Source organism: Burkholderia pyrrocinia (assembly GCF_003330765.1).
GTDB lineage: Bacteria > Pseudomonadota > Gammaproteobacteria > Burkholderiales > Burkholderiaceae > Burkholderia > Burkholderia pyrrocinia_B.
Genome location: NZ_CP024902.1, coordinates 3475424 through 3495632, shown reverse-complemented (window position 1 = coordinate 3495632; position 20209 = coordinate 3475424). Strand labels below are relative to the sequence as shown.

20 protein-coding genes are annotated in these 20209 nt (G+C 67.5%); 10 read left to right on the top strand and 10 right to left on the bottom strand.

Going from position 1 to position 20209, the window contains the following annotated elements:
* Positions 1–76: 76 nt before the first annotated feature.
* The 5 genes from fliS (at position 77) to CUJ89_RS16925 (ending at position 3650) form a co-directional block, all read left to right on the top strand.
* Positions 77–511: a flagellar export chaperone FliS gene (fliS, locus tag CUJ89_RS16945; RefSeq protein ID WP_114178332.1), complete on the top strand. Its 435-nt coding sequence runs from the start codon at positions 77–79 to the stop codon at positions 509–511.
* Positions 508–840: a flagellar protein FliT gene (locus tag CUJ89_RS16940; RefSeq protein ID WP_114178331.1), complete on the top strand. Its 333-nt coding sequence runs from the start codon at positions 508–510 to the stop codon at positions 838–840. The genes fliS and CUJ89_RS16940 overlap by 4 nt, the downstream gene beginning before the upstream one ends.
* A 139-nt stretch (positions 841–979) precedes the next feature.
* On the top strand, positions 980–2332 hold the full coding sequence (locus tag CUJ89_RS16935) for a flagellar hook-length control protein FliK (RefSeq protein ID WP_114178330.1): 1353 nt from the start codon (positions 980–982) through the stop codon (positions 2330–2332).
* Complete coding sequence (locus tag CUJ89_RS16930) at positions 2329–2646, top strand: EscU/YscU/HrcU family type III secretion system export apparatus switch protein (RefSeq protein ID WP_114178329.1); 318 nt, start codon at positions 2329–2331, stop codon at positions 2644–2646. The genes CUJ89_RS16935 and CUJ89_RS16930 overlap by 4 nt, the downstream gene beginning before the upstream one ends.
* A 269-nt stretch (positions 2647–2915) precedes the next feature.
* The gene (locus CUJ89_RS16925; RefSeq protein WP_114178328.1) at positions 2916–3650 is read left to right on the top strand and encodes a PepSY-associated TM helix domain-containing protein; all 735 of its coding nucleotides are present in this window, start codon (positions 2916–2918) and stop codon (positions 3648–3650) included.
* 85 nt (positions 3651–3735) lie between these two features.
* Here CUJ89_RS16925 and CUJ89_RS16920 read toward each other — a convergent pair whose 3' ends face one another.
* From CUJ89_RS16920 to CUJ89_RS16875, 10 genes are all read right to left on the bottom strand, one after another.
* On the bottom strand, positions 3736–4761 hold the full coding sequence (locus CUJ89_RS16920; protein ID WP_114178657.1) for an XdhC family protein: 1026 nt from the start codon (positions 4759–4761) through the stop codon (positions 3736–3738).
* A 291-nt stretch (positions 4762–5052) separates the two neighbouring features.
* Positions 5053–5556: a hypothetical protein gene (locus CUJ89_RS16915; RefSeq protein ID WP_114178327.1), complete on the bottom strand. Its 504-nt coding sequence runs from the start codon at positions 5554–5556 to the stop codon at positions 5053–5055.
* Between the two features lie 556 nt (positions 5557–6112).
* Positions 6113–7516: an amino acid permease gene (locus CUJ89_RS16910; protein WP_114178326.1), complete on the bottom strand. Its 1404-nt coding sequence runs from the start codon at positions 7514–7516 to the stop codon at positions 6113–6115.
* 205 nt (positions 7517–7721) lie between these two features.
* Positions 7722–8378 carry a response regulator transcription factor RqpR gene (rqpR, locus tag CUJ89_RS16905; protein ID WP_114178325.1) on the bottom strand — a complete coding sequence of 219 codons (657 nt, stop codon included), beginning with the start codon at positions 8376–8378 and terminating at the stop codon, positions 7722–7724.
* Between the two features lie 7 nt (positions 8379–8385).
* Entirely contained in the window at positions 8386–9201 is an 816-nt protein-coding gene (gene rqpS, locus CUJ89_RS16900) for a quorum system sensor histidine kinase RqpS (RefSeq protein WP_114178324.1), read from the bottom strand.
* A gap of 731 nt (positions 9202–9932) precedes the next feature.
* On the bottom strand, positions 9933–10703 hold the full coding sequence (locus tag CUJ89_RS16895; protein ID WP_114178323.1) for a ferredoxin--NADP reductase: 771 nt from the start codon (positions 10701–10703) through the stop codon (positions 9933–9935).
* A gap of 228 nt (positions 10704–10931) precedes the next feature.
* Positions 10932–11579, bottom strand: coding sequence for a LysE family translocator (locus tag CUJ89_RS16890; RefSeq protein WP_114178322.1), 648 nt, complete (start codon positions 11577–11579; stop codon positions 10932–10934).
* A gap of 109 nt (positions 11580–11688) precedes the next feature.
* Positions 11689–12504, bottom strand: coding sequence for an endonuclease/exonuclease/phosphatase family protein (locus CUJ89_RS16885; RefSeq protein WP_114178321.1), 816 nt, complete (start codon positions 12502–12504; stop codon positions 11689–11691).
* 5 nt (positions 12505–12509) lie between these two features.
* Positions 12510–12998: a hypothetical protein gene (locus CUJ89_RS16880; protein ID WP_114178320.1), complete on the bottom strand. Its 489-nt coding sequence runs from the start codon at positions 12996–12998 to the stop codon at positions 12510–12512.
* Positions 12999–13144: 146 nt separating this feature from the next.
* Complete coding sequence (locus CUJ89_RS16875) at positions 13145–13864, bottom strand: nitroreductase (protein ID WP_114178656.1); 720 nt, start codon at positions 13862–13864, stop codon at positions 13145–13147.
* Between the two features lie 229 nt (positions 13865–14093).
* Here CUJ89_RS16875 and CUJ89_RS16865 point away from each other — a divergent pair, with 229 nt between their 5' ends.
* From CUJ89_RS16865 to CUJ89_RS16845, 5 genes are all read left to right on the top strand, one after another.
* Complete coding sequence (locus CUJ89_RS16865) at positions 14094–15074, top strand: AAA family ATPase (RefSeq protein ID WP_114178318.1); 981 nt, start codon at positions 14094–14096, stop codon at positions 15072–15074.
* A 99-nt stretch (positions 15075–15173) separates the two neighbouring features.
* Positions 15174–16283, top strand: coding sequence for an NAD(P)/FAD-dependent oxidoreductase (locus CUJ89_RS16860; RefSeq protein WP_114178317.1), 1110 nt, complete (start codon positions 15174–15176; stop codon positions 16281–16283).
* Positions 16284–16422: 139 nt separating this feature from the next.
* Complete coding sequence (locus tag CUJ89_RS16855) at positions 16423–16734, top strand: high-potential iron-sulfur protein (RefSeq protein WP_114178316.1); 312 nt, start codon at positions 16423–16425, stop codon at positions 16732–16734.
* Positions 16735–16923: 189 nt separating this feature from the next.
* The gene (locus CUJ89_RS16850; protein ID WP_114178315.1) at positions 16924–18231 is read left to right on the top strand and encodes an MFS transporter; all 1308 of its coding nucleotides are present in this window, start codon (positions 16924–16926) and stop codon (positions 18229–18231) included.
* A 346-nt stretch (positions 18232–18577) separates the two neighbouring features.
* Entirely contained in the window at positions 18578–20206 is a 1629-nt protein-coding gene (locus tag CUJ89_RS16845) for an ABC transporter substrate-binding protein (protein ID WP_114178314.1), read from the top strand.
* Positions 20207–20209 lie beyond the last annotated feature (3 nt).

Below are 20209 nucleotides of genomic sequence, written 5' to 3'. Positions count from 1 at the left end.
TAACTCCGGAGAAGGCCGCGTCGTGCGATGCACGGCGGCGGCTCCCGTATAGCCAAGGCATCACAAGGAGAAGCGCATGTTTTCCCCAGGACACGCTGGAGCCAGTGCATACGCGCGTGTCGGCGTCGAGACGGGGGTGATGGGCGCCTCCCCGCACCGGCTGATCGCGATGCTGTACCAGGGCGCGCGGCAGGCGATTGCGCTGGCACGCATGCACCTGCAGCAGGGCAACGTGTCCGCGCGCGGCGAAGCGATCGGCAAGGCGATCCGGATCGTCGAGAGCGGCCTGCAGGCGTCGCTGAACCGCGATGCGGGCGGCGAGATCGCGGGCCGGCTCGACGTGCTGTATGCGTATGTCGGCCGGCGTCTGCTGGAAGCGAACGCGCAGGCGAGCGACGCGATGCTGGTCGAGGTCGACGGGCTGCTCGCGACGCTCGAGGAAGCATGGACGGGGATCGCCCCGGAAGTCGCGCGGATGGCCGCGCAACAGGCAGCGGAAGCATCACGATGAATCTCAAGGCCGAATACTTCGCATGTTACGAGGCGCTCGCCGCCGTGTCGGGCCGGATGCTGTGCGCCGCGCGCGGCGCCGACTGGAGCGCGTTGCCGGGGTTGCAGGCCGAATTCATGCAGCTCGTCGACGGGCTGAAGGAAGCCGATCCGGGCGTCGCGCTCGACGAATCGGATCTCGGCCGCAAGCTCGACCTGATCCGCCGCATCCTGGCCGACGACGCCGCGATCCGCGATCTCGCGAGCCCGGACGTCGCGCGGCTGTCCGCGCTGTTCGAGGCGCGGCGCTCGACCAAGGTATTAACCGATCTCTACCGCGCGCGCGGGTAGGGCCTGTTTTTCGGGGCGCCGGGCGCGGCGGGCGCACGAACCCGTTGCAGCAAGCGGCAGGCGCGCTGTTCCCGCGGGCGGCACGAGCGTGCCGTTCCCGGATTCGCAACGAGGTGGCTGAGGTGAGCAGGCTCCGATCATGACCGGTATCGACTCCGTTGCGGCCGCGCTGCTGGCGAGCCGGCTCGACAGCCTGCTGACCGGCACCGTGTCGGCGCCTGCCGGCGGCGGCGCGACCTCGCAGGTCGGCACGCCGGGCGCCGGCGCGTCGTCCTCGACTGCGGCCGGCAGCCCGCCCGTCGCGCCGCCGGCTTCCACGCAGACCGCGTTGTCCGATGTCGGGCGCGTGCTCGACGCGATCTCGCGCGCAGGCGGCGACGCGACGCCGGCGATCGCCGGGCGCACGCCGCTGCTGGCCGATCCGGCGGTGCTGCTGACCGGTCCGGCCGTGCCGGCGCGCGCGCCGGCCGCATCCGCTTCGGCGGCGTCTGCCTTGCCCTCTTCCGCTGCGGCGTCGTCCGCCGCGGCTGCGCATGAAGCGGCCGCGCCGCCGCCGGTCGCGGCGCTGCGCGCGGCGCTCGCGCAGGCCGTGAGCGAGAGCGGCCTTTTCTACGAATCCCATCTGGCGCAGTGGCTGGCCGGCCAGCGTCCGCTCGCGGCGCTGATGCGCGAGCCGCAGGCGCGCCTGGCGGCCGCGCTCGCGCCGGCTGACCCGGATGCTGCGCAGCACGATTCGACCGACGTGCTCGACGAACTGCTCGCGCAGCGCCTGCCGCCGCCCGCGCCCGCGCGGGCGGCCGCGCAACCGGGCGCGCCGGCCCAAGCCGGCGCACCCGCTCGCGACCCTGCACCGGCGTTGCCGGCGGCCGCCCGGCAGGGCGCGTCGGTGCCGCCCGACACCGCCGATCCGCTCGGCGCGCGCGCCGACGCGCGCTGGACGCCCGCGCGTGCCGAACTGGCTGCTGCGTCGTCCGATCCGCAGGCGCAGACGCTTGCTCCCGTGCACCCGGCCGCCGTGCCGCTCGTCAGGCAGCAGCTCGACGCGCTCGCGACCGACCAGTTCCGCTGGACGGGCGAAGCGTGGCCCGGTGCGCGGCTCGACTGGACGATCGAGCCCGACGATCCGGGCCACCGCGCGCCGCGCGGCGGCGACGACGACGCGGGTGACGGCATCGCATGGCGCACGCGCCTGACGTTGACGCTGCCGTCGCTCGGCACGATCGACGCGGAACTGGTGCTGAACGGCACGCAGCTCGTCGCGCGGCTGCGTGCGAACCAGACGGGCGCCGACCGCCTCGCGCGGCACGAGGCTGCGCTGCGACAGCGGCTCGAAGGATCGGGGTTGCGGGTTGGCGGGCTGTCGATCCGCGCGGTCGACGACAGGCCGGACGGCTTCGACCTGTTTGCCGCCCAGGCGGCGGCCGCAGCGTATGCGAGCGGCGCGGCCGGCGGGCCGGCACCGCGTGCGCCCGACGACGAGGTGCCGCAATGAGCATGACGTCCCGCAAGCGCGCGGCTGCGCTCGTCTACGACCCGAAAGGCGGCGATGCAGCGCCGCGGGTGGTCGCGAAGGGTTACGGCGTGCTGGCCGAGATGATCGTCGCGCGCGCGCACGACGCGGGGCTGTACGTGCATACCGCGCCGGAGATGGTGTCGCTGCTGATGCAGGTCGACCTCGACGACCGGATTCCGCCGCAGCTCTACCAGGCCGTCGCGGATCTGCTCGCGTGGCTGTACGCGCTCGATCGCACCGAACCCGCACCGGACAACGCCGCGCCGCGCTTTTCGTTGCCACCGCTGCGCTGAACGGCTCCGCATCGCGCGGATTCTTACAAAATGCCGTCTTGACCTGGCATGGTCATGCTGCCGGCATTTGCCGTCTATCGATCGGCATCGCGGTGCAACGCGCACACTTCGTTCGCGTTTCTTCGTTCATCGAGCCAGCCGCCGCGCCCCCGGACGGATTGAGCCGGCATTCAATTTGTGTAATGATATCCATTCTCATTTTCATGCTGCTCGGGCGGCGCGCAATCTCTGCGTGCCGCCCGTTGTTTTGAACGAATGGAACCTTCCGCGTGAACGCGCCCGAAACGATCAATCCGCCGCAGGTGGATATGCCCCGCGCGGGCGTCACCGTGCTGCACCCGGCGGCCCGCCCGCTGACCGACGACGAACTGGCCGCGCGCCGCCAGCGCTCGCGCCGCGCGACCTTCATCAAGTGGCTGCGCAAGGTGCATGGCTGGGTCGGGCTGTGGGGCGCGGTGCTCGGGCTGCTGTTCGGCGTGACGGGTGTGCTGCTCAATCACCGCGCGCCGCCGCTGAAGATTTCGACCGGCGAGCCGCAGGTCGAGGAGATGCAGATCGCGCTGCCGGATCCGGTGCCGAAGACGCCCGCTGCGATGACGAAATGGCTGCAGCACGCGCTGCATTTCGACGGCAAGCCGGGCCGTATGCGCAAGGAGCCCGCGCAGGCCGTCGCATGGGGCGACCAGCGCGTGATGCAGCCGGAGCACTGGCAGTTCGGCCTGTTCGGCCCGCACCAGAACCTGCAGGCCGAATACTGGGTTGGCAACGGCTACGTGTCGGTGAAGCGCACCAGCAACTCGTTCCTGTCGACGCTGAACAGCCTGCATCGCGGTGTCGGGATGAATCTCGGCTGGGTACTGCTGATGGACACAATTGCGGGCTCGCTGATCCTGCTGTCGCTGACGGGCGTGCTGCTGTGGACCGAGCTGAACAAGCGCCGCACGGTCGGCGTCGTGCTGGTGGCCGGCTCGGTGGCCGCGGCGCTTGCCGCCGGCCTGACCTGATCGACGCTCGCGCCGGCCTGCCGCCGGCGCGAGCCGTGGCGGCCGCGCATGCGCGTCCGCCGCGCATCCGGCGCGGCGGTCCGGATCAGAGGCCGCAGGCCGCGCCGCTGTTCGACGCGATCTCGCGCGCGGCCTTCGCGCCCTCGACCTGCAGGATCGTCGGCAGCGACACGTTGTTCTTCGCGGCGGTGATCTCGGCGAGGATCGAGATCGCGATTTCCGGCGGCGTCCGGCTGCCGATGTAGATGCCGGCGGGCCCGTGCAGCCGGCCCAGTTCCGCTTCGTTCAGGTCGAATTCGCGCAGCCGTTCGCGTCGCGCCGCGTTGTTGCGCCGCGAGCCGAGCGCGCCCACGTAGAACGCGGGCGTCTTCAGCGCCTCCATCAGCGCGAGATCGTCGAGCTTCGGATCGTGCGTGAGCGCGATCACGGCCGAACGCGCATCGAGCTTCATGTCGAGCACCGTATCGTCGGGCATCGTGCGCACGATGCGCGTGCCCGGCACATCCCACGCATCCGTGTATTCCTCGCGCGGATCGCACACCGTCACCTGGTAGTCGAGCCCGACCGCGATCTGGCACAGATAGCGCGACAACTGGCCGGCGCCGATCACGAGCATCCGGTAGCGCGGCCCGTGGATCGACACGAGCCGCTCGCCGTCGAACGCGAGCCCGTCGGCTGCCTGCGCGGGCGACAGCGACGCGCGGCCGGTCGCGAGCGTCATCGTGCGCGTGACGAGGCGGCCGGCCTCGACTTCCGCACACAGCGCGGCAATCCCGCTGTCGCGCGTGAGTGGCTCGAGCACGAGCTGGATCGTGCCGCCGCAAGGCAGCCCGAAGCGATGAGCTTCCTCGGCCGTCACGCCGTACTTGAGCGCTTCCGGGCGCGCATCGGCCGCGATCCCGCTCGCATGCACGCGGGCGATCAGGTCGTCCTCGATGCATCCGCCGGACACGGAGCCGACCACGAGCCCGTCCTCGCGCACCGCGAGCATCGCGCCTTCGGGGCGCGGCGACGAGCCCCACGTCTTCACGACCGTCACGAGCAGCACGCGGCGCCCTTCTTCGAGCCAGCGCGCGCTGGATTTCAGTACATCGAGATCGACGCTTTCCATCATCCGCTTCCTGTTGCTTGACGGGCCCGGTCGGCCCGGCCCGTCGTTCGATGGCGGGATTATGAACTGCCCGGCGCAAGCGTGCAGGAGGCCGTGCGGATGGGCTCGGCGGAAAGAGACGAATGGGCGAAACGATGGGACGCCCGGATACCGGGCGATCGCGAGAACGATGCCGGGGAGCGAGTCGGCACACGCCGGGCATGTGCGCCGCCCCGACCGGCCTTGGCGGGGCGGCGCCGGTTCACCCGCCGGGCGGGCGCAAGCACCCGGCGGGACGGCACATCGCAGCGGTTACAGCGCGCTGAGGTACTGCTTCAGGTTGCGGATGTTGTTGTCGTAGGCGCTCGGCGAGCCGAGCTCGACGCCGCCGCTGCGCACGTAGTATTCGAACGGCACGGAGCGGGTGCCGAAGAACGGCAGGAAATTGTCCGGCTGCAGCGTCGTGCCGTTCAGCCCGATCGCCCAGTTCCGCGACTTGTACAGTTCGAGATCGCGAATCGTCGCGGTGACGAGGTTCGACTCGGCGGCGCGGATCGCAGCGATGTGCTGCGTGAGCGTTTCGATGTTCACCGGGTACGCGGTCGGCTCGCCGACGGAGACGCCTCGCGCACGCACGTAGTAGCTGAACGGCAGGCTGCGCTCGGTGAAGAAGGACAGGAAGCCGTCCGGCGCCAGCGTATCCCCGTTCATGCCGATCGCCCAGTTACGGCTCTGATACTCCTTGAGCTCGGCGATCGTGCTATTGGCTGCGTTGATCTCGGTCTTTGCCGTGACATTGACCAAAGTATTGTTCATGACTGACCTCTCAGGTTCCAGTTGAACTTCAGACAGTACTGCACCATGCCTCCATGCGGAGGCAATTCAATACGAACGGACGAGCGAATTAGCCGATTTAATGAAAATCGTATAATAGGGTCTGGAATTTTAGTTTCAGGAATTTATACCCGAATTAAAATTAGGGAAGATTGGTCTCCGCAATATCGTTTTCGTCATGCCGCGCGGTGTGTGCGGCGGCTCGTCGCTTCGGGAGCGCAAGGCCGGGCGGGCACTTCGGCGGTGATCGGTCTGAATACTAGTTTCGCGGTCGAAATAGGTCAATGAAGATTGGCGGATTATTTTTTTGTCATTTCTTGGTAATTTAATCGGGGTGAACGATGCGCCGTTTAATTGATTGAAATGTATTGAGTGCGGCTGAATTCTGAAAACCGGATCCGCAGCAATGAACCCGCCGTGCGCGAGTCGCGACCGGCGGTCAGGAGGAAGGGCGGTGAAGTGCGCGCGGGGCCGGGATTCGGCCCCGCGGGGTGTCGCACCGTTCCACGCGCTGCGTTCGCGCGCGGAGCGGCGGGGTTCAGTGCGCGTCGCTGCCGTGCGCGAGCTTCGAGTGGTGTCGCGAGTACAGGAAGTAGATCACGAGGCCGATCACGAGCCAGATGCCGAACGCGGCCCACGTGATGGGCTGCAGGTTCAGCATCAGGAACAGACACGACGCGACCGCGAGGATCGGCACCACGGGCACGCCGGGGCAGCGGAACGCGCGCGGCAGGTCGGGGTGCGTGCGGCGCAGCACGAGCACCGCGATCGACACCATCGAGAACGCCGCGAGCGTGCCGATGTTGATCAGCTCGGCGAGCACGTTGAGCGGCACGAGCGCGGCGATCAGCCCGAAGAACAGGCCGACGAGCCAGGTCGTCAGGAACGGCGTCGCGTAGCGCGGGTGCACGCGCGACAGCATCGCCGGCAGCAGCCCGTCGCGCGACATCGCGAAGATCACGCGCGTCTGGCCGTAGCTCATCACGAGGATCACGGTCAGCATGCCGAGCACGGCGCCGAGATCGATGAAGCCCGCGACCCATGTCTCGCCGGCGGCCTGCAGCGCGTACGAGATCGGGTGCGAGATGTTCGCGTACTGGGCCGACGGCACGATGCCGGTCGCGACCGCGGCGACCGTCACATACAGCACCGCGCACACCGCGAGTGACGCGATGATGCCGATCGGCAGGTCGCGCTTGGGATTCTTCACTTCCTCGGCCGCCGACGACACCGCGTCGAAGCCGATGAACGCGAAGAACATCACGGCCGCCGCACCGAACACGCCGTTCCAGCCGTGCGGCATGAACGGCTTCCAGTTCGCGGGCGTCACGTGGAACACGCCGACCGCGATCACGAGCAGTACGACCGACACCTTGATGAACACCATGATGTTGTTGATGCGGGTCGACTCGCGGATGCCGATCGACAGCAGCGTCGTGATCACGAGCATCACGAGGAACGCGGGCAGGTTGAACCATGTGACGACGCCCGGCACCGCGCCGGGCGCCGCGGTCAGCACGGTGGGCAGCGTGAGCCCGAAGCCCTGCAGCAGCGACTGCAGGTAGCCCGACCAGCCGACCGACACGGCCGACGCCGCGAGGCCGTATTCGAGCATCAGGTCCCAGCCGATGATCCACGCGACGAGTTCGCCGAGCGTCGCGTACGAATACGTGTAGATCGAGCCGGCGACGGGGATCGACGACGCGAACTCCGCGTACGACAGCGCCGCGAGGCCGCACGCGATCGCGGCGATCAAGAACGACAGCATCAGCGCGGGGCCGGCCTGCACGGCGCCGGTGCCGGTCAGCACGAAGATGCCGGTGCCGATGATCGCGCCGATGCCGAGGAAGGTGAGGTCGATCGCGCCGAGCGCTTTCTTGAGCCCGGCGGCGTGCGCGCCGGCGATCATGCGATCGACGTTTTTCTTGCGGAAGAGAGACATTGCGGATGAATCGCCAGCGCGCGAGCGCGGCAGCGCTGACTGAGTGAAAACCCGTAATTTTAGCCGATTTGGCGAACAAGACCCGCTGCAGCGCAGCGGCACCCCGCGGAATCGTCCGATAAAACAAGCGCTTGCGCGTGAAACGGGCGGCGGTTGACGGCGTTGCGGCGCGCGCCGCGCCGTTGAGCCCGGCGAATCGGGTGTATCAGGCGCAGGCTGCGGGCGCCATGTCGACGAGCCGGTTGCTCATCACGTAGAACGTGAGTTCCGCGTTGTTCGACAGCCGCATCTTCTCGAGCAGCCGCGACCGGTACACGCTCACCGTCTTCACGGACAGCGACAGCGTGTTCGCGATGTCGGTGAGCCGCTTGCCCGACGCGAGCATGCAAAGCGTCTGGTATTCGCGGTCGGACAGCTTCTCGTGCGGCAGCGGCTCGTTCTCGAACGACACGTATTCGGCGAGCGCCTCGGCCATCGCGGGGCTCACGTACTTGCGGCCGGCCGCGACCTGCTGGATCGCGCCGATCATCTGCGCGGCGTTGACCGTCTTCGACAGGTAGCCGGCGGCGCCGGCCTTCAGCGCGCGTACCGCGTACTGGTCCTCGCGGTACATCGAGAACATCAGCACCGGCGTGCGCGACAGCTTGCGCTTGAGGCGCTTGAGCACGTCGATGCCGTTCGTGTCCGGCAGCGAGATGTCGAGCAGGATCACGTCGAATTCCTGTTTGTCGACGGCGGCCATGGCGTCGCCGCCGTTCTCGGCCTCGGTGACGTCGCGCGCGACGCCGCGGTCGATCAGCAACTGGCGGACCCCTTGCCGGACGATCGCGTGATCATCCACGAGCAGGATGTTCAGGCTCATGACGACCTCACGAAAGCGACGCGCGGCGTGCCGCGACGGGCAGCGCGAGCAGCGAATCCCACGCGAAGCGCGCGGTGACGCGCGTGCCGTGGCCGGTTTCCGGCGTGGCCGTCTCGAAGCTGCCGCCGAACGCTTCGCAGCGGGCGCGCATGCCGGCGAGGCCGTAGCCGGTGCGGCGGCCACGGGCAAAACCGGTCCCATCGTCGGCGACAATCAGTGACAGATGCGTGCCGTCGGTGACGATCCGCACGTCGACCGACGCCGCGCGCGCGTGCTTCGCGACGTTCGACAGCGCTTCCTGTGCGACGCGGAACACCGCGAGCGCACTGGCGCCGGCGATCTGCGTCAGGCGCGCGTCGGCCGCGCATACGAAGCTCGTGCGCAGGCCCGTGCGCGTCGCATGGCTGTCGACCCACGACGACAGCGTGCCGACCACGCCCGCGTCGAGCGCCGGCGTGCCGCGCTCGTCGATCAGCCGGCGATTCGCGTCGGTCGCGGAGTCGAGCGCCTGCTGCGCAAGCGCCAGCGCGCGCAGGCAACCGTCCGGCGCATCGGCCGGCAGCCACGTTTGAACGTTTGCGAGCGCGAAGCGGGCAGCGGTGAGTTCGGCGCCGAGCCCGTCGTGCAGCTCGCCGGCCAAGTGGCGGCGGGCCGCTTCGTCGGCGGCGAGCAATTGGGCGGACAGGGCCGCGATTCGTGCGGCGGATGCGTCGCGTTTCGACGCGGCTTTGGCAATGGGCGGAGTAGCGGCGCAGCTGTGCATGAGCTGCCGCGACGGGAACGGGGCGTGGGCACCCGAGGGCGCGTTAAGCGACGTATCCATGACTCTCCCTGCTGTCAGAAAGCGGTTCAGACACCGGCTGGCTGCGTGGATCGGCTGCCGTTTCGATGACGATCTCCGCCAGAGAATCGCCCCATGCCGACGTAACAAAAGTTACATGTTGTAACACTTGCATCCGACCCTTCCACACTCATTCGAACGGCCACCACGCGGGCCGAATAATATCTCAAAAATTCCGAAAAGGTCATGTCGGGCGGACATTTAAGGGTAAATGTGAATAATCGGAATGAACGTGTTGTAGGAAAAACACTGACACCCAAGCACCGTGCGATGACGTATCCAAATGTAACTATTTGAGATGGAATGGTCCCAGTTTGTTACGAATTCGCCAAGTAGGGACGAAAAAAAACCGGAGCTTTCGCTCCGGTTCTTGATGCGGCACAAATAGGGTCTCTTCCCGCTAATAACGGGCTTGCGAACGTGCCTTGCCGGCTGTAGTGCAAGGAGTGAGGAGCGCCGTTTGGCCGAGCCAAACGCCCCGAAGGAAGTCCCCTTGGGGGACAAGCGACGATCGACGCCGCAATACGGCCGGCAAGGCGCGTTCCCTTGATTGGAAAAAATCGTTTGTGGGGCTGGCCGCCAGAAGGGCCGATCGCGGCGTCATGCTCCTTGCGAATACGCCCGGTATTCGCTGCGTCGCATTCCTTGCGCTCGGCCCTTCTGGCGGCCAGCGCAAGCCCGTTATTGGCGGGAACAGGCCCTACGAGTGCGGATCAGTCCACGAATGCGCGCTCGATCACGTAGTGGCCCGGCGCGCTGTTCTTGCCTTCGACGAGGCCGGCCTGCTTCAGCAGCTCGGTCGTGTCCTTCAGCATCGCGGTGCTGCCGCACAGCATCACGCGGTCGTTTTCCGGCGAGAACGGCGGGACGTCGAGATCGGTGAACAGCTTGCCCGTCGCGATCAGGTCGGTGATCCGGCCTTCGTTGTCGAACGCTTCGCGCGTGACCGTCGGGTAGTAGACGAGCTTTTCCTTGATGATGTCGCCGAGGTACTCGTGGCCCGGCAGGTCATGCTTGATGAAGTCCATGTACGCAAGCTCGCCCTTCAGGCGGCACGTGTGCGTCAGGATCACCTTGTCGAAGCGGTCGTAGATGTCCGGATCGCGGATGATCGACATGAACGGCGCGAGGCCCGTGCCCGTCGACAGCATCCACAGCGTCTTGCCCGGCAGCAGGTTGTCGGCGACGAGCGTGCCCGTCGGCTTCTTGCCGATCAGCACCGTGTCGCCCACCTTCAGGTGCTGCAGGCGCGACGTCAGCGGGCCGTTCTGCACCTTGATGCTGAAGAATTCGAGATGCTCTTCGTAGTTCGGGCTGACGATCGAGTAGGCGCGCGCGAGCGGCTTGCCGTCGACCTCGAGGCCGACCATCGTGAATTCGCCGTTGTTGAAGCGCAGGCCCGCCTCACGGGAGCAGGTGAAGCTGAAAAGCGTGTCGGTCCAGTGATGGACGGATTGGACGGTGGCGGTGTCGTATTTGCTCATGGCTTTGAAAACGGACGCGCGTAGCGAACGCGTGTAACGGGCCCAAAAACGGGCAAAAAAACCGAGTGCGACGGCCCGATCGAGGATCGGCCGGCCGGCGCGTCGGACACGCGCCTTCTCGATGACAGACGATTGAGGAACTCGTTATTTTACCCTGCTTGGCGCGGATCGCGGGCTTGACCCCCGCGGTTGCGCGGATTTGGCGCAACGAATTCTTGCAACAAGCTTTCAGCGATCGGCCGCGAGTTTCGCGCCGAGGCCGACGAGCGCCACCCCGCACAGCGCGTCGAGCGGGCGCCGCACGCGCCGGTAGCCGCGCTGCGCGCGCGGGCTCGCGAACAGGTACGCGACGCACGAATACCAGCCGGCCGACAGCACGCCGATCGTCACCAGCACCGCGCCGTTGAACCACAGCGGCACGTGCGCGGGCAGCATCGCCGCGAACACGCTGGTCCAGAACGCGCACGATTTCGGGTTCGTCAGGCAGGTGAACAGGCCGCTGCGATAGGCACGCAGGTAGTCGCGCGCATGCGGCGCGGCCAGCGGCGCGCGTTCGTCCGGCGAGTCGGCCGGCGCCGCGTCGCGGCGCACGCCAGAGCGCAGCAGCTTGAAGCCGAAATACACGAGATACACGGCGCCGCCGATCCGGATCGCCTCGTACAGCCATTCGACCTGGTGCAGCACGGCCGCGAGGCCGAGCATCGCGAGCGTCGCCCACGCGACCGACGCGGTGCCGACGCCGAGCGCCGATGCGGCGCCGAGGCTGCGGCGCCCCGCGAGCGACAGTTGCGAAATCATGAAGAAATTCGGGCCGGGCGTGATCGCCGCGACGAGATAGACGGCGGCGATTTGCAGCAGGATCGGAAGGTAGGTCATGGCGGCGCGCCCCGGATGCGGGGCGGTGGCGGGATGGGCAAGCCGTTAATGTAGCGCCTGCCGTGCGGCCGCGCTTTGGTGGAGCGTGATCGAGTCGTTCTCGGGATCGTTATTGCGGATCGAGGCGCAGGCGCGCGATGTACGGCAGGTGGTCCGACAGCCACGCGGCCTCGCCGGACGGCGCGCGCCATTCGAGCGGCGTCAGGCCGCGCACGAACATCTTGTCGAGCGCGAGCGCCGGCGAGAACGCGGGGAACGTGCGGCCCGATTCGCCGAGCAGCGTCGCGACCTCGGACAGCCCGATCTCGCCGAACAGCGCGACCGAATCGTTGCGCCAGTCGTTGAAGTCGCCGGCGAGCATCAGCGGGCCGTCGCCCGCGTTGCGCACGATCCAGTGCGCGATCCAGTGCATCTGGCGCAGCCGCGCGGCGCGCGTGAGCGCGAGGTGCGCGCACAGCAGCGTGACCGGGCGCGCGCCCGCGAGCGTCGCGCGCGCGACGAGCAGCCCGCGCCGCTCGAAGCGGTGCGCGGAGATGTCCCAGCGGCCGCCGAGGTCGAGCGGATGCGGCGACAGGATCGCGTTGCCGTGCCGCCACGACGGTTTGAACACGTTCGGCCCGAGCGCGATCTGCCAGTCGAGCGCATGCGCGATCTCGGTGGCCTGGCAGTGCCATACGTCGTCGACCGCGTCGTCCATCGGCACGCCGAAGCCGGGCGCGAGCACGGGGCGCGGCATGCGGCGCGCCATCGCTTCCTGCAGGAAATACACGTCGGCGTGCGTCGACTGCATCCAGTTGCGCATCGCGTTCCACGCGGTGAAGCCGAGCGGCGAGCGGCCCTTGTGCAGGTTCCAGCTGACCGCGGTGATTTCGTCGGGTGCGGCGTGCGGTTCGGCGAATGGCAAGGACAGGGCGTCGGCGGACATGGCGCTCAGTCCTTCGCGACGTGCGCGCGCACGCGGTAGACGAGGTGCGGGTGCTGGTTGACGAGCGTCCAGTCGGTCCATGCATCGCCGCCGACCGACAGGCCGGGGTGGCTCGCGACGATTTGCCGCGGCGATGCGGGCACGCACGGATCGCCGCGCTTCGCGTTTTCGTCGTCGAGCGTTTCCTGCACGTCGAGCGCGAGCGACACCGTGTTCGCGCTTGCGTCGACGGTGAGCGGCGCGACCGTCACCGAGCGCGAGCGCTCGATCGGCACGACGCGCGCGGCATTGCCGCAGCCGACCGGCACGGCGGACGGATAGCGATGGGTATCGGTGCGGGTCTGACCCACGGTGGTGCGCTGCTGGAACGTGTCGATCGTCTGACCGTCGCGTACCACCTGGATTTCCCACGCGACGAGGGCCGGCGCGGGGCTCTGCGCATGGGCGGCGAGCGCGACGCTCGCGAGCAGGACGGCCAGGCCGTGTTTCAGCATGAAACGTCTCCGGAAACGCGGAATAGCGGGGAACGGACGCACATCTTACGCCCGATCGATTTCGATCGTGATGTGACAGGACGCGCCGCGACAGGTTCGCCGCACGATGCGGTCCTGTTCGAAAGGTAGCGCCGCGTTACGCGTTTTCAAGCGAAAAAGCGCGCGAACTCGGCGACGGGCGCGCGCTCGGTGACGAGGCGGTTTTCGATCGCGTCGGGGTCCGCATGGCCGAGCGACATGCCGCAGACGAACTGTTCGTTGGCGGGAATGCCGAGGTGTTCGGCGACGATCCGGTGAAACGGCACGAACGCGGCCTGCGGGCAGGTATCGAGCCCGCGTGCGCGTGCGGCGGTCATCACGCCCTGCAGGAACATCCCGCAATCGAGCCACGCGCCGTGCGTCATCACGCGGTCGAGTGTGAAGAACAGCGCGACCGGCGCATCGAAGAAACGGAAGTTGCGCGCGTGCTGCGCGTGCATGCGCGCCTTCTCGTCGCGGCCGATGTTCAACAGGCCATACAGGTCCCAGCCGACCTTGCGGCGCCGGTCGATATACGGCGACACCCACACGCGCGGGTAGTAGTCGTACTCGGCGACGTATTTCTCGTCGCGCGCGGGATCGTCGTGGGCCGCGGTGAGCGCGGCGGCGAGCGCATCGCGCGTGGCGCCCGTCGCGACGTACACGCGCCACGGCTGGATGTTGGTGCCCGACGGCGCGCGGCTCGCGGCTTCGAGGATCGCCTCGAGCGTGGCGCGCGGCACGGGCGTCGGCAGGAACGCGCGGACTGCGCGGCGCGACGTGAGCGCCGTGTCGACGGCGCCGATCGCATCGGCATCGACGCGCGGGGAAGCAATGGGGACGGACATCGGCATACCTTCGGGGCCGGACGCGAAGCGCCGCGCGGGCGCCGTCGGCGAAGCCGGCGCGGTGGTGGGTGAACCGACAATCATACGCCGCGGCGCGCAGGCGTGCAGCCCGCGCCGGCTGTTAGCAGCAGACTCGCGCGGCTGCTTGCTTGCGCGGGGATGCGGGCCCGCTACACTGAAATCGTAAGGGTCTGATGGTTGTGTGACGGCAAGCGGCAGCGAGGTTGGTATGACGACGGCGATGGTGAAGCAGGAACTGGCGGTGGCGTCCTTCAGCACGGTGTACGACCTCGAGCAGGTCGAGACGGCGCTGAGCGACCTGAACGAGAGCGCGAGTGACGCACTGCGCGCCACCTACGAGAGGATGCTCAAGACGGGCAACCTGCGCTTCTGCGTGAAGCCGAACCGGATGCCGTCGTTCGACACGCTCGGCGACGCATTGCCCAATTTCGTCGAGCCGCTCGGCGACGTGCGCAAGCAAATCGCGCTGTGCCTCGAAACGGACGACCGGCTCGAACTGATGCCGATCCTGCTGCTCGGGCCGCCCGGCATCGGCAAGACGCATTTCGCGAAGGCGCTTGCGCAACTGCTCGGCACCGCGTACCACTACGTGCCGATGAGCTCGCTGACGGCCGGCTGGATCCTGTCGGGCGCGTCGTCGCAATGGAAGAACGCGAAGCCCGGCAAGGTGTTCGAGGCGCTCGTGAACGGCAGCTATGCGAACCCCGTGATCGCGGTCGACGAGATCGACAAGGCCGGCAGCGATGCGCAATACGATCCGCTCGGCGCGCTATATGCGTTGCTCGAGCACGACACCGCGCGCGCGTTCGTCGACGAATTTGCGGAAGTGCCGATCGATGCGGGCAACGTGATCTGGATCGCGACCGCGAACGACGCGCAGGCGATTCCGGAGCCGCTGCTCAACCGGATGAACGTGTACGAGATCGAGCCGCCCGATGCGGCCGGCGCGCGCCGGATCGCGCAGACGATCTACGACGAGATTCGCACGTCGCATGCGTGGGGGCGGCGCTTCCCCGACACGCTCGGCGACGAGGCGCTCGACGTGCTGGCCGCGACGCCGCCGCGCACGATGCGCCGCGCGCTGCTGCACGCATTCGGCGCCGCGCGGCTCGACGGCCGCGACGCGATCGGGCCGCGCGACATCCGCGCCGACGAGGGCGCCGCGAAGCGCCGGCCGATCGGTTTCTGAACCGGCGGCGCGACGCGGTGCACATACGTTCGGCAAGCGGGTGAACCGGGACGTACAATTCTCTTCTCTCCCCTCGACGCGTTAGCGACGCGAAAAGTCATGGAGCAGATGGATTGTGTGGTGATCGGCGCGGGCGTCGTCGGGCTTGCGATTGCGCGCGAACTGGCCGCGCGCGGGCGTGAGACGCTCGTGCTCGAGGCCGCCGACGCGATCGGCACGGGCACGAGCTCGCGCAACAGCGAAGTGATCCACGCGGGGCTCTACTATCCGCGCGGGTCGGTGAAGGCGCTGTCGTGCGTGCGCGGGCGCGACCTGCTGTACGACTTCTGCGAGACGCATCACGTGCCGCACCGGCGTACCGGCAAGCTGCTCGTCGCGACGAGCGCCGCGCAGGTGAAGCAGCTGAAGACGATTGCCGCACGCGCGGCCGAAAACGGCGTGCTCGACCTGCTGCCGCTCACGCGCGTCGAGGCGCAGACGCTCGAGCCCGCGCTCGAATGCGTGGCGGCGCTGTTCTCGCCGTCCACCGGCATCGTCGACAGCCACCAGCTGATGCTCGCGCTGCTCGGCGACGCGGAACGCGCCGGCGCCGTCTGTGCGCTGCAATCCCCGGTCGAATCGATCGACGTGCTGCGCGGCGGGCGCTTCGTCGTGCGCACGGGCGGCGACGCGCCGACCGAGATCGAGGCCGCCTGCGTGATCAACAGCGCGGGCCTCGGTGCGCAGGCGCTGGCGCGCCGCACGCGCGGCCTCGACCCGCGCTGGGTGCCGCCGCTCTATCTCGCGCGCGGCAATTACTTCAGCCTGTCGGGCCGCGCGCCGTTCTCGCACCTGATCTACCCGATGCCCGATCGCGCGGGGCTCGGCGTGCACCTGACGCTCGACCTGGCCGGGCAGGCGCGCTTCGGGCCGGACGTCGAATGGGTCGATGCGCTGCGCTACGAAGTCGATCCGGCGCGCGCCGGCGCGTTCTACGCGTCGATCCGCGCGTTCTGGCCGGACTTGCCCGACGACGCGCTGCAGCCGGCGTACGCGGGCATCCGGCCGAAGGTCGCGGGGCCCGGCGAGCCGCCGGCCGACTTCATCGTGCAGGGCGTCGCGCAGCATGGCGTGCGCGGGCTCGTGAACCTGTTCGGCATCGAGTCACCCGGGCTCACTGCGTCGCTCGCGCTCGCACAGCGCGTAGGCGACATGGCGGCTTACCGCTGACGCGGCGTGCGCGTGCCGGCTGTGTGAAATTCCTTATCTCTGGAATTTCGACGCGCACATTTATTCGCTTGAGCGTTATTCTGTCGGACGGCTGTCGCCAGAACAGCTTTCAAACCGATAACGTTGGAGCGAGTCCCCCATGAAAACATCCCGTCGGAGTTTCCTGATTTCGAGCGTTGGCGTCGTGTCCGCGCTGGCGCTGTCGCGCGAAGCGCTGGCCGATACGCCGATGCTGTCGGAAACCGATCCGACCGCGGTGGCGCTCGGCTACAAGGCCGATGCCACGAAGGTCGACAAGACGAAGTACCCGAAATACGCAGCGGGCCAGGATTGCGCGGCCTGCATGCTGTACCAGGGCAAGAAGGGTTCGGCTTCGGGCCCGTGCGGCGCCTTCCCCGGCAAGCAGGTGTCGGCGAAGGGCTGGTGCAGCGCATTCTCGAAGATGGGTTGAGGTCCGTGCGGCATCGTGCGATGCCGCATTGTGGCGAAAACCGCAAAACGCCCGCCGTCGTCTGATGGCGGGCGTTTTTATTGCTTGAAAACGGTTCCGTCGCTTTCTACACTCGCTGCAAACCAGCGAGCCGTGGCATACCGCGCGCCGCGCCGCCCGACACGGCGAATTCACGAGGAAGAGGCACGCATGGCGACGATTGCGAATTCAACGAAAACGATCCGGCCCGAGCGTGCGCTGAACCGGCGTGCGGTCGTGGCCGCCGTGATCGGCAACGCGCTCGAGTGGTACGACTTCACGGTGTTCGGCTTGATGACGGTCGTGATCGCCGAGCTGTTCTTCCCGACCTCCAGCGAATATTCGTCGCTGCTCCTCACCACCGCGACGTTCGGCGTCGCGTTCTTCATGCGCCCGATCGGCGGCATCGTGTTCGGGCTGTACGCGGATCGCGCCGGCCGCAAGGCCGCGCTGTCGCTCGTGATCCTGCTGATGACGGCCGGCATCTTCCTGCTCGCGGTCGCGCCGCCCTATGCGGCGATCGGCATCGGCGGCCCGATCCTGATCGTGCTCGGCCGCCTGCTGCAGGGCTTCTCCGCGGGCGGCGAATTCGGCAGCGCGACGGCGCTGCTGATCGAAGCCGCGCCGTTCTCGAAGCGCGGTTTCTACGGCAGCTGGCAGATGGCGAGCCAGGCGGCCGCGCTGCTGATCGGCGCGCTCGTCGGTGCGGCCGTCACGCGCGGGCTGTCGCACGACGCGCTGCACAGCTGGGGCTGGCGCGTGCCGTTCGTCCTCGGGCTCGTGATCGGCCCGATCGGTTTCTACATCCGCCGCCATCTCGCCGATTCCGAAGCGTTCCTGCATGCGCAGCAGAGCGCGCGCCGCGCGACGCTCGGCGAAGTGTTCACGCGCCACCCGCGCGAGGTGCTGTGCGGGCTCGGCTCGGTGATCGCGCTGACGGTGACGATCTACGCGCTGATCATCTATCTGCCGACCTTCGCGGTGAGGCAACTGAAGCTGCCGTACGCGGAATCGTTCTACGCGGTGATCGTCGGCAACCTGCTGCTCATGGTGCTGTCGCCGGTCGCGGGCGCATGGTCGGACCGTATCGGCCGCAAGGGGCTGTCGCTGTGGTCGCTCGTGCTGACGCTCGCGCTGATGTATCCGCTGTTCGCATGGCTCGACGCGACGCCGAGCATCGGGCGGCTGATCGCGGTGCAGGCCGTGCTGTCGGTGACGCTCGCCGGCTATTACGGACCGTTCGGCGCGATGATCGCCGAGCTGTTCCCGGCCAACGTGCGCTCGACCGGGCTGTCGATCGCATACAACGTCGCGGTGATGCTGTTCGGCGGCTTCGGGCAGTTCATCGTCACGTGGCTGATCGAGGTCACGGGTACGCCGCTGGCACCGACCTACTATGTGATGGCGGGGCTCGCGCTGTCGATCGTCGCGGTTGCGTTCGTGCCCGCGCGCAGCGCCGACCTCGACGCGCCGGCATGACGGCATGACGGCGTGACGGCGTGACGGCGTGACGGCGTGAAGGCGCGTCATCGGATCGTTTCGTAAAACGCAATGATGGGTGGCCCGACGCGGAAAACGACGTGGTTTTCGTTCGTGTTCGCGCCCGAATTGTTTAGTGATCGAACGAAACTTGCGCGGGATGAACGGAACTGTCGCTCGCGCGCGTTTTCGCATTTTTTGCCTGCGCAAAACATCCGCAAAAACCCGTGCGGGCGCGTCTAGAAGAGTTTTTTCTCCAGCTTGTTGCAGCATCGCTAGCTCAAGTAATATCCGCGTACACCGGCCCCTGGCGGGACCGGTTCCGATCTGGAGACCTGGAGGAAACATGGAATACAACCGTCTGTTGCACACCCTGCGTGTTACCGCCATTGCAGGCGTGGCAGCGGCATCGCTCGGCGTCGCGGGCTCTGCATTCGCACAGATCCCGAACAAAACGCTCGTCTACTGCTCAGAAGGCAGCCCGGCGGGTTTTGATTCCGCGCAATTTACGACCGGCGTCGATTTCACCGCCGCCACGTTCACCGTCTACAACCGTCTCGTCGAATTCGAGCGCGGCGGCACGAAGGTCGAGCCGGGCCTCGCCGAGAAGTGGGACGTGTCGTCCGACGGCAAGGTGTACACCTTCCACCTGCGCCACGGCGTGAAGTTCCACACGACCGACTTCTTCAAGCCGACGCGCGAATTCAACGCGGACGACGTGCTGTTTACGTTCCAGCGCATGCTCGACCCGAACCAGGCGTTCCGCAAGGCGTACCCGGTGTCGTTCCCGTACTTCACGGACATGGGCCTCGACAAGCTGATCACGAAGGTCGAGAAGGTCGATCCGTACACCGTGAAGTTCACGCTGGCCGAGCCGAACGCGCCGTTCATCCAGAACATGGCGATGGAATTCGCGTCGATCCTGTCGGCCGAATACGGCGACCAGCTGATGAAGGCCGGCAAGGCCGCCGACATCAACCAGAAGCCGGTCGGCACGGGCCCGTTCATCTTCCGCAGCTACACGAAGGATGCGACGATCCGTTTCGACGGCAATCCTGATTACTGGAAGAAGGGCGCAGTGAAGCTCTCGAAGCTGATCTTCTCGATCACGCCCGACCCGGGCGTGCGCGTGCAGAAGATCAAGCGCAACGAATGCCAGGTGATGAGCTATCCGCGTCCGGCCGACATCGCGACGCTGAAGGCCGATTCGGGCGTCGACATGCCGTCGCAGGCGGGCTTCAACCTCGGCTATCTCGCGTACAACGTCGAGCACAAGCCGGTCGACAAGCTCGAGGTGCGTCAGGCGCTCGACATGGCGATCAACAAGAAGGCGATCCTCGAATCCGTCTACCAGGGCGCCGGCCAGGCCGCCACCGCGCCGGTGCCGCCGACCCAATGGTCGTACGACAAGAACCTGAAGATGGCCGCGTACGACACCGCGAAGGCGAAGGCGCTGCTCGCGAAGGCCGGCTATGCGAACGGTTTCGAGATCACGCTGTGGGCGATGCCCGTGCAGCGCGCGTACAACCCGAACGCCCGCCTGATGGCCGAGATGATTCAGGCCGACTGGGCGAAGATCGGCGTGAAGGCGAAGATCGTCACGTACGAATGGGGCGAGTACATCAAGCGCGCGCACTCGGGCGAGCAGGACACGATGCTGATCGGCTGGACGGGCGACAACGGCGACCCGGACAACTGGCTCGGCACGCTGCTCGGCTGCGAGGCGATCAAGGGCAACAACTTCTCGCACTGGTGCTACAAGCCGTTCGACGAACTGGTCCAGAAGGGCCGCACGACGACGGGCCAGGACGCGCGGACGAAGCTCTACACGCAGGCGCAGCAGATCTTCGCGCAGCAGCTGCCGTTCTCGCCGATCGCGAACTCGACGGTCTACCAGCCGGTGCGCAAGAACGTGGTCGACATGCGCATCGAGCCGCTCGGTTATGCACGCTTCGACGGTGTCGGCGTGAAGTAACAC

Coding starts and splice junctions, on each gene's coding strand:
- CUJ89_RS16915 (WP_114178327.1), bottom strand. CDS start 5,556: ATGAACAATACTTTGGTCAATGTCACGGCAAAGACCGAGATCAACGCA.
- CUJ89_RS16940 (WP_114178331.1), top strand. CDS start 508: ATGAATCTCAAGGCCGAATACTTCGCATGTTACGAGGCGCTCGCCGCC.
- CUJ89_RS16895 (WP_114178323.1), bottom strand. CDS start 10,703: ATGAGCAAATACGACACCGCCACCGTCCAATCCGTCCATCACTGGACC.
- CUJ89_RS16845 (WP_114178314.1), top strand. CDS start 18,578: ATGGAATACAACCGTCTGTTGCACACCCTGCGTGTTACCGCCATTGCA.
- CUJ89_RS16910 (WP_114178326.1), bottom strand. CDS start 7,516: ATGTCTCTCTTCCGCAAGAAAAACGTCGATCGCATGATCGCCGGCGCG.
- CUJ89_RS16880 (WP_114178320.1), bottom strand. CDS start 12,998: ATGCTGAAACACGGCCTGGCCGTCCTGCTCGCGAGCGTCGCGCTCGCC.
- CUJ89_RS16850 (WP_114178315.1), top strand. CDS start 16,924: ATGGCGACGATTGCGAATTCAACGAAAACGATCCGGCCCGAGCGTGCG.
- rqpR (WP_114178325.1), bottom strand. CDS start 8,378: ATGAGCCTGAACATCCTGCTCGTGGATGATCACGCGATCGTCCGGCAA.
- CUJ89_RS16890 (WP_114178322.1), bottom strand. CDS start 11,579: ATGACCTACCTTCCGATCCTGCTGCAAATCGCCGCCGTCTATCTCGTC.
- CUJ89_RS16885 (WP_114178321.1), bottom strand. CDS start 12,504: ATGTCCGCCGACGCCCTGTCCTTGCCATTCGCCGAACCGCACGCCGCA.
- CUJ89_RS16865 (WP_114178318.1), top strand. CDS start 14,094: ATGACGACGGCGATGGTGAAGCAGGAACTGGCGGTGGCGTCCTTCAGC.
- CUJ89_RS16855 (WP_114178316.1), top strand. CDS start 16,423: ATGAAAACATCCCGTCGGAGTTTCCTGATTTCGAGCGTTGGCGTCGTG.
- CUJ89_RS16935 (WP_114178330.1), top strand. CDS start 980: ATGACCGGTATCGACTCCGTTGCGGCCGCGCTGCTGGCGAGCCGGCTC.
- rqpS (WP_114178324.1), bottom strand. CDS start 9,201: ATGGATACGTCGCTTAACGCGCCCTCGGGTGCCCACGCCCCGTTCCCG.
- CUJ89_RS16860 (WP_114178317.1), top strand. CDS start 15,174: ATGGAGCAGATGGATTGTGTGGTGATCGGCGCGGGCGTCGTCGGGCTT.
- CUJ89_RS16875 (WP_114178656.1), bottom strand. CDS start 13,864: ATGTCCGTCCCCATTGCTTCCCCGCGCGTCGATGCCGATGCGATCGGC.
- CUJ89_RS16920 (WP_114178657.1), bottom strand. CDS start 4,761: ATGGAAAGCGTCGATCTCGATGTACTGAAATCCAGCGCGCGCTGGCTC.
- fliS (WP_114178332.1), top strand. CDS start 77: ATGTTTTCCCCAGGACACGCTGGAGCCAGTGCATACGCGCGTGTCGGC.
- CUJ89_RS16930 (WP_114178329.1), top strand. CDS start 2,329: ATGAGCATGACGTCCCGCAAGCGCGCGGCTGCGCTCGTCTACGACCCG.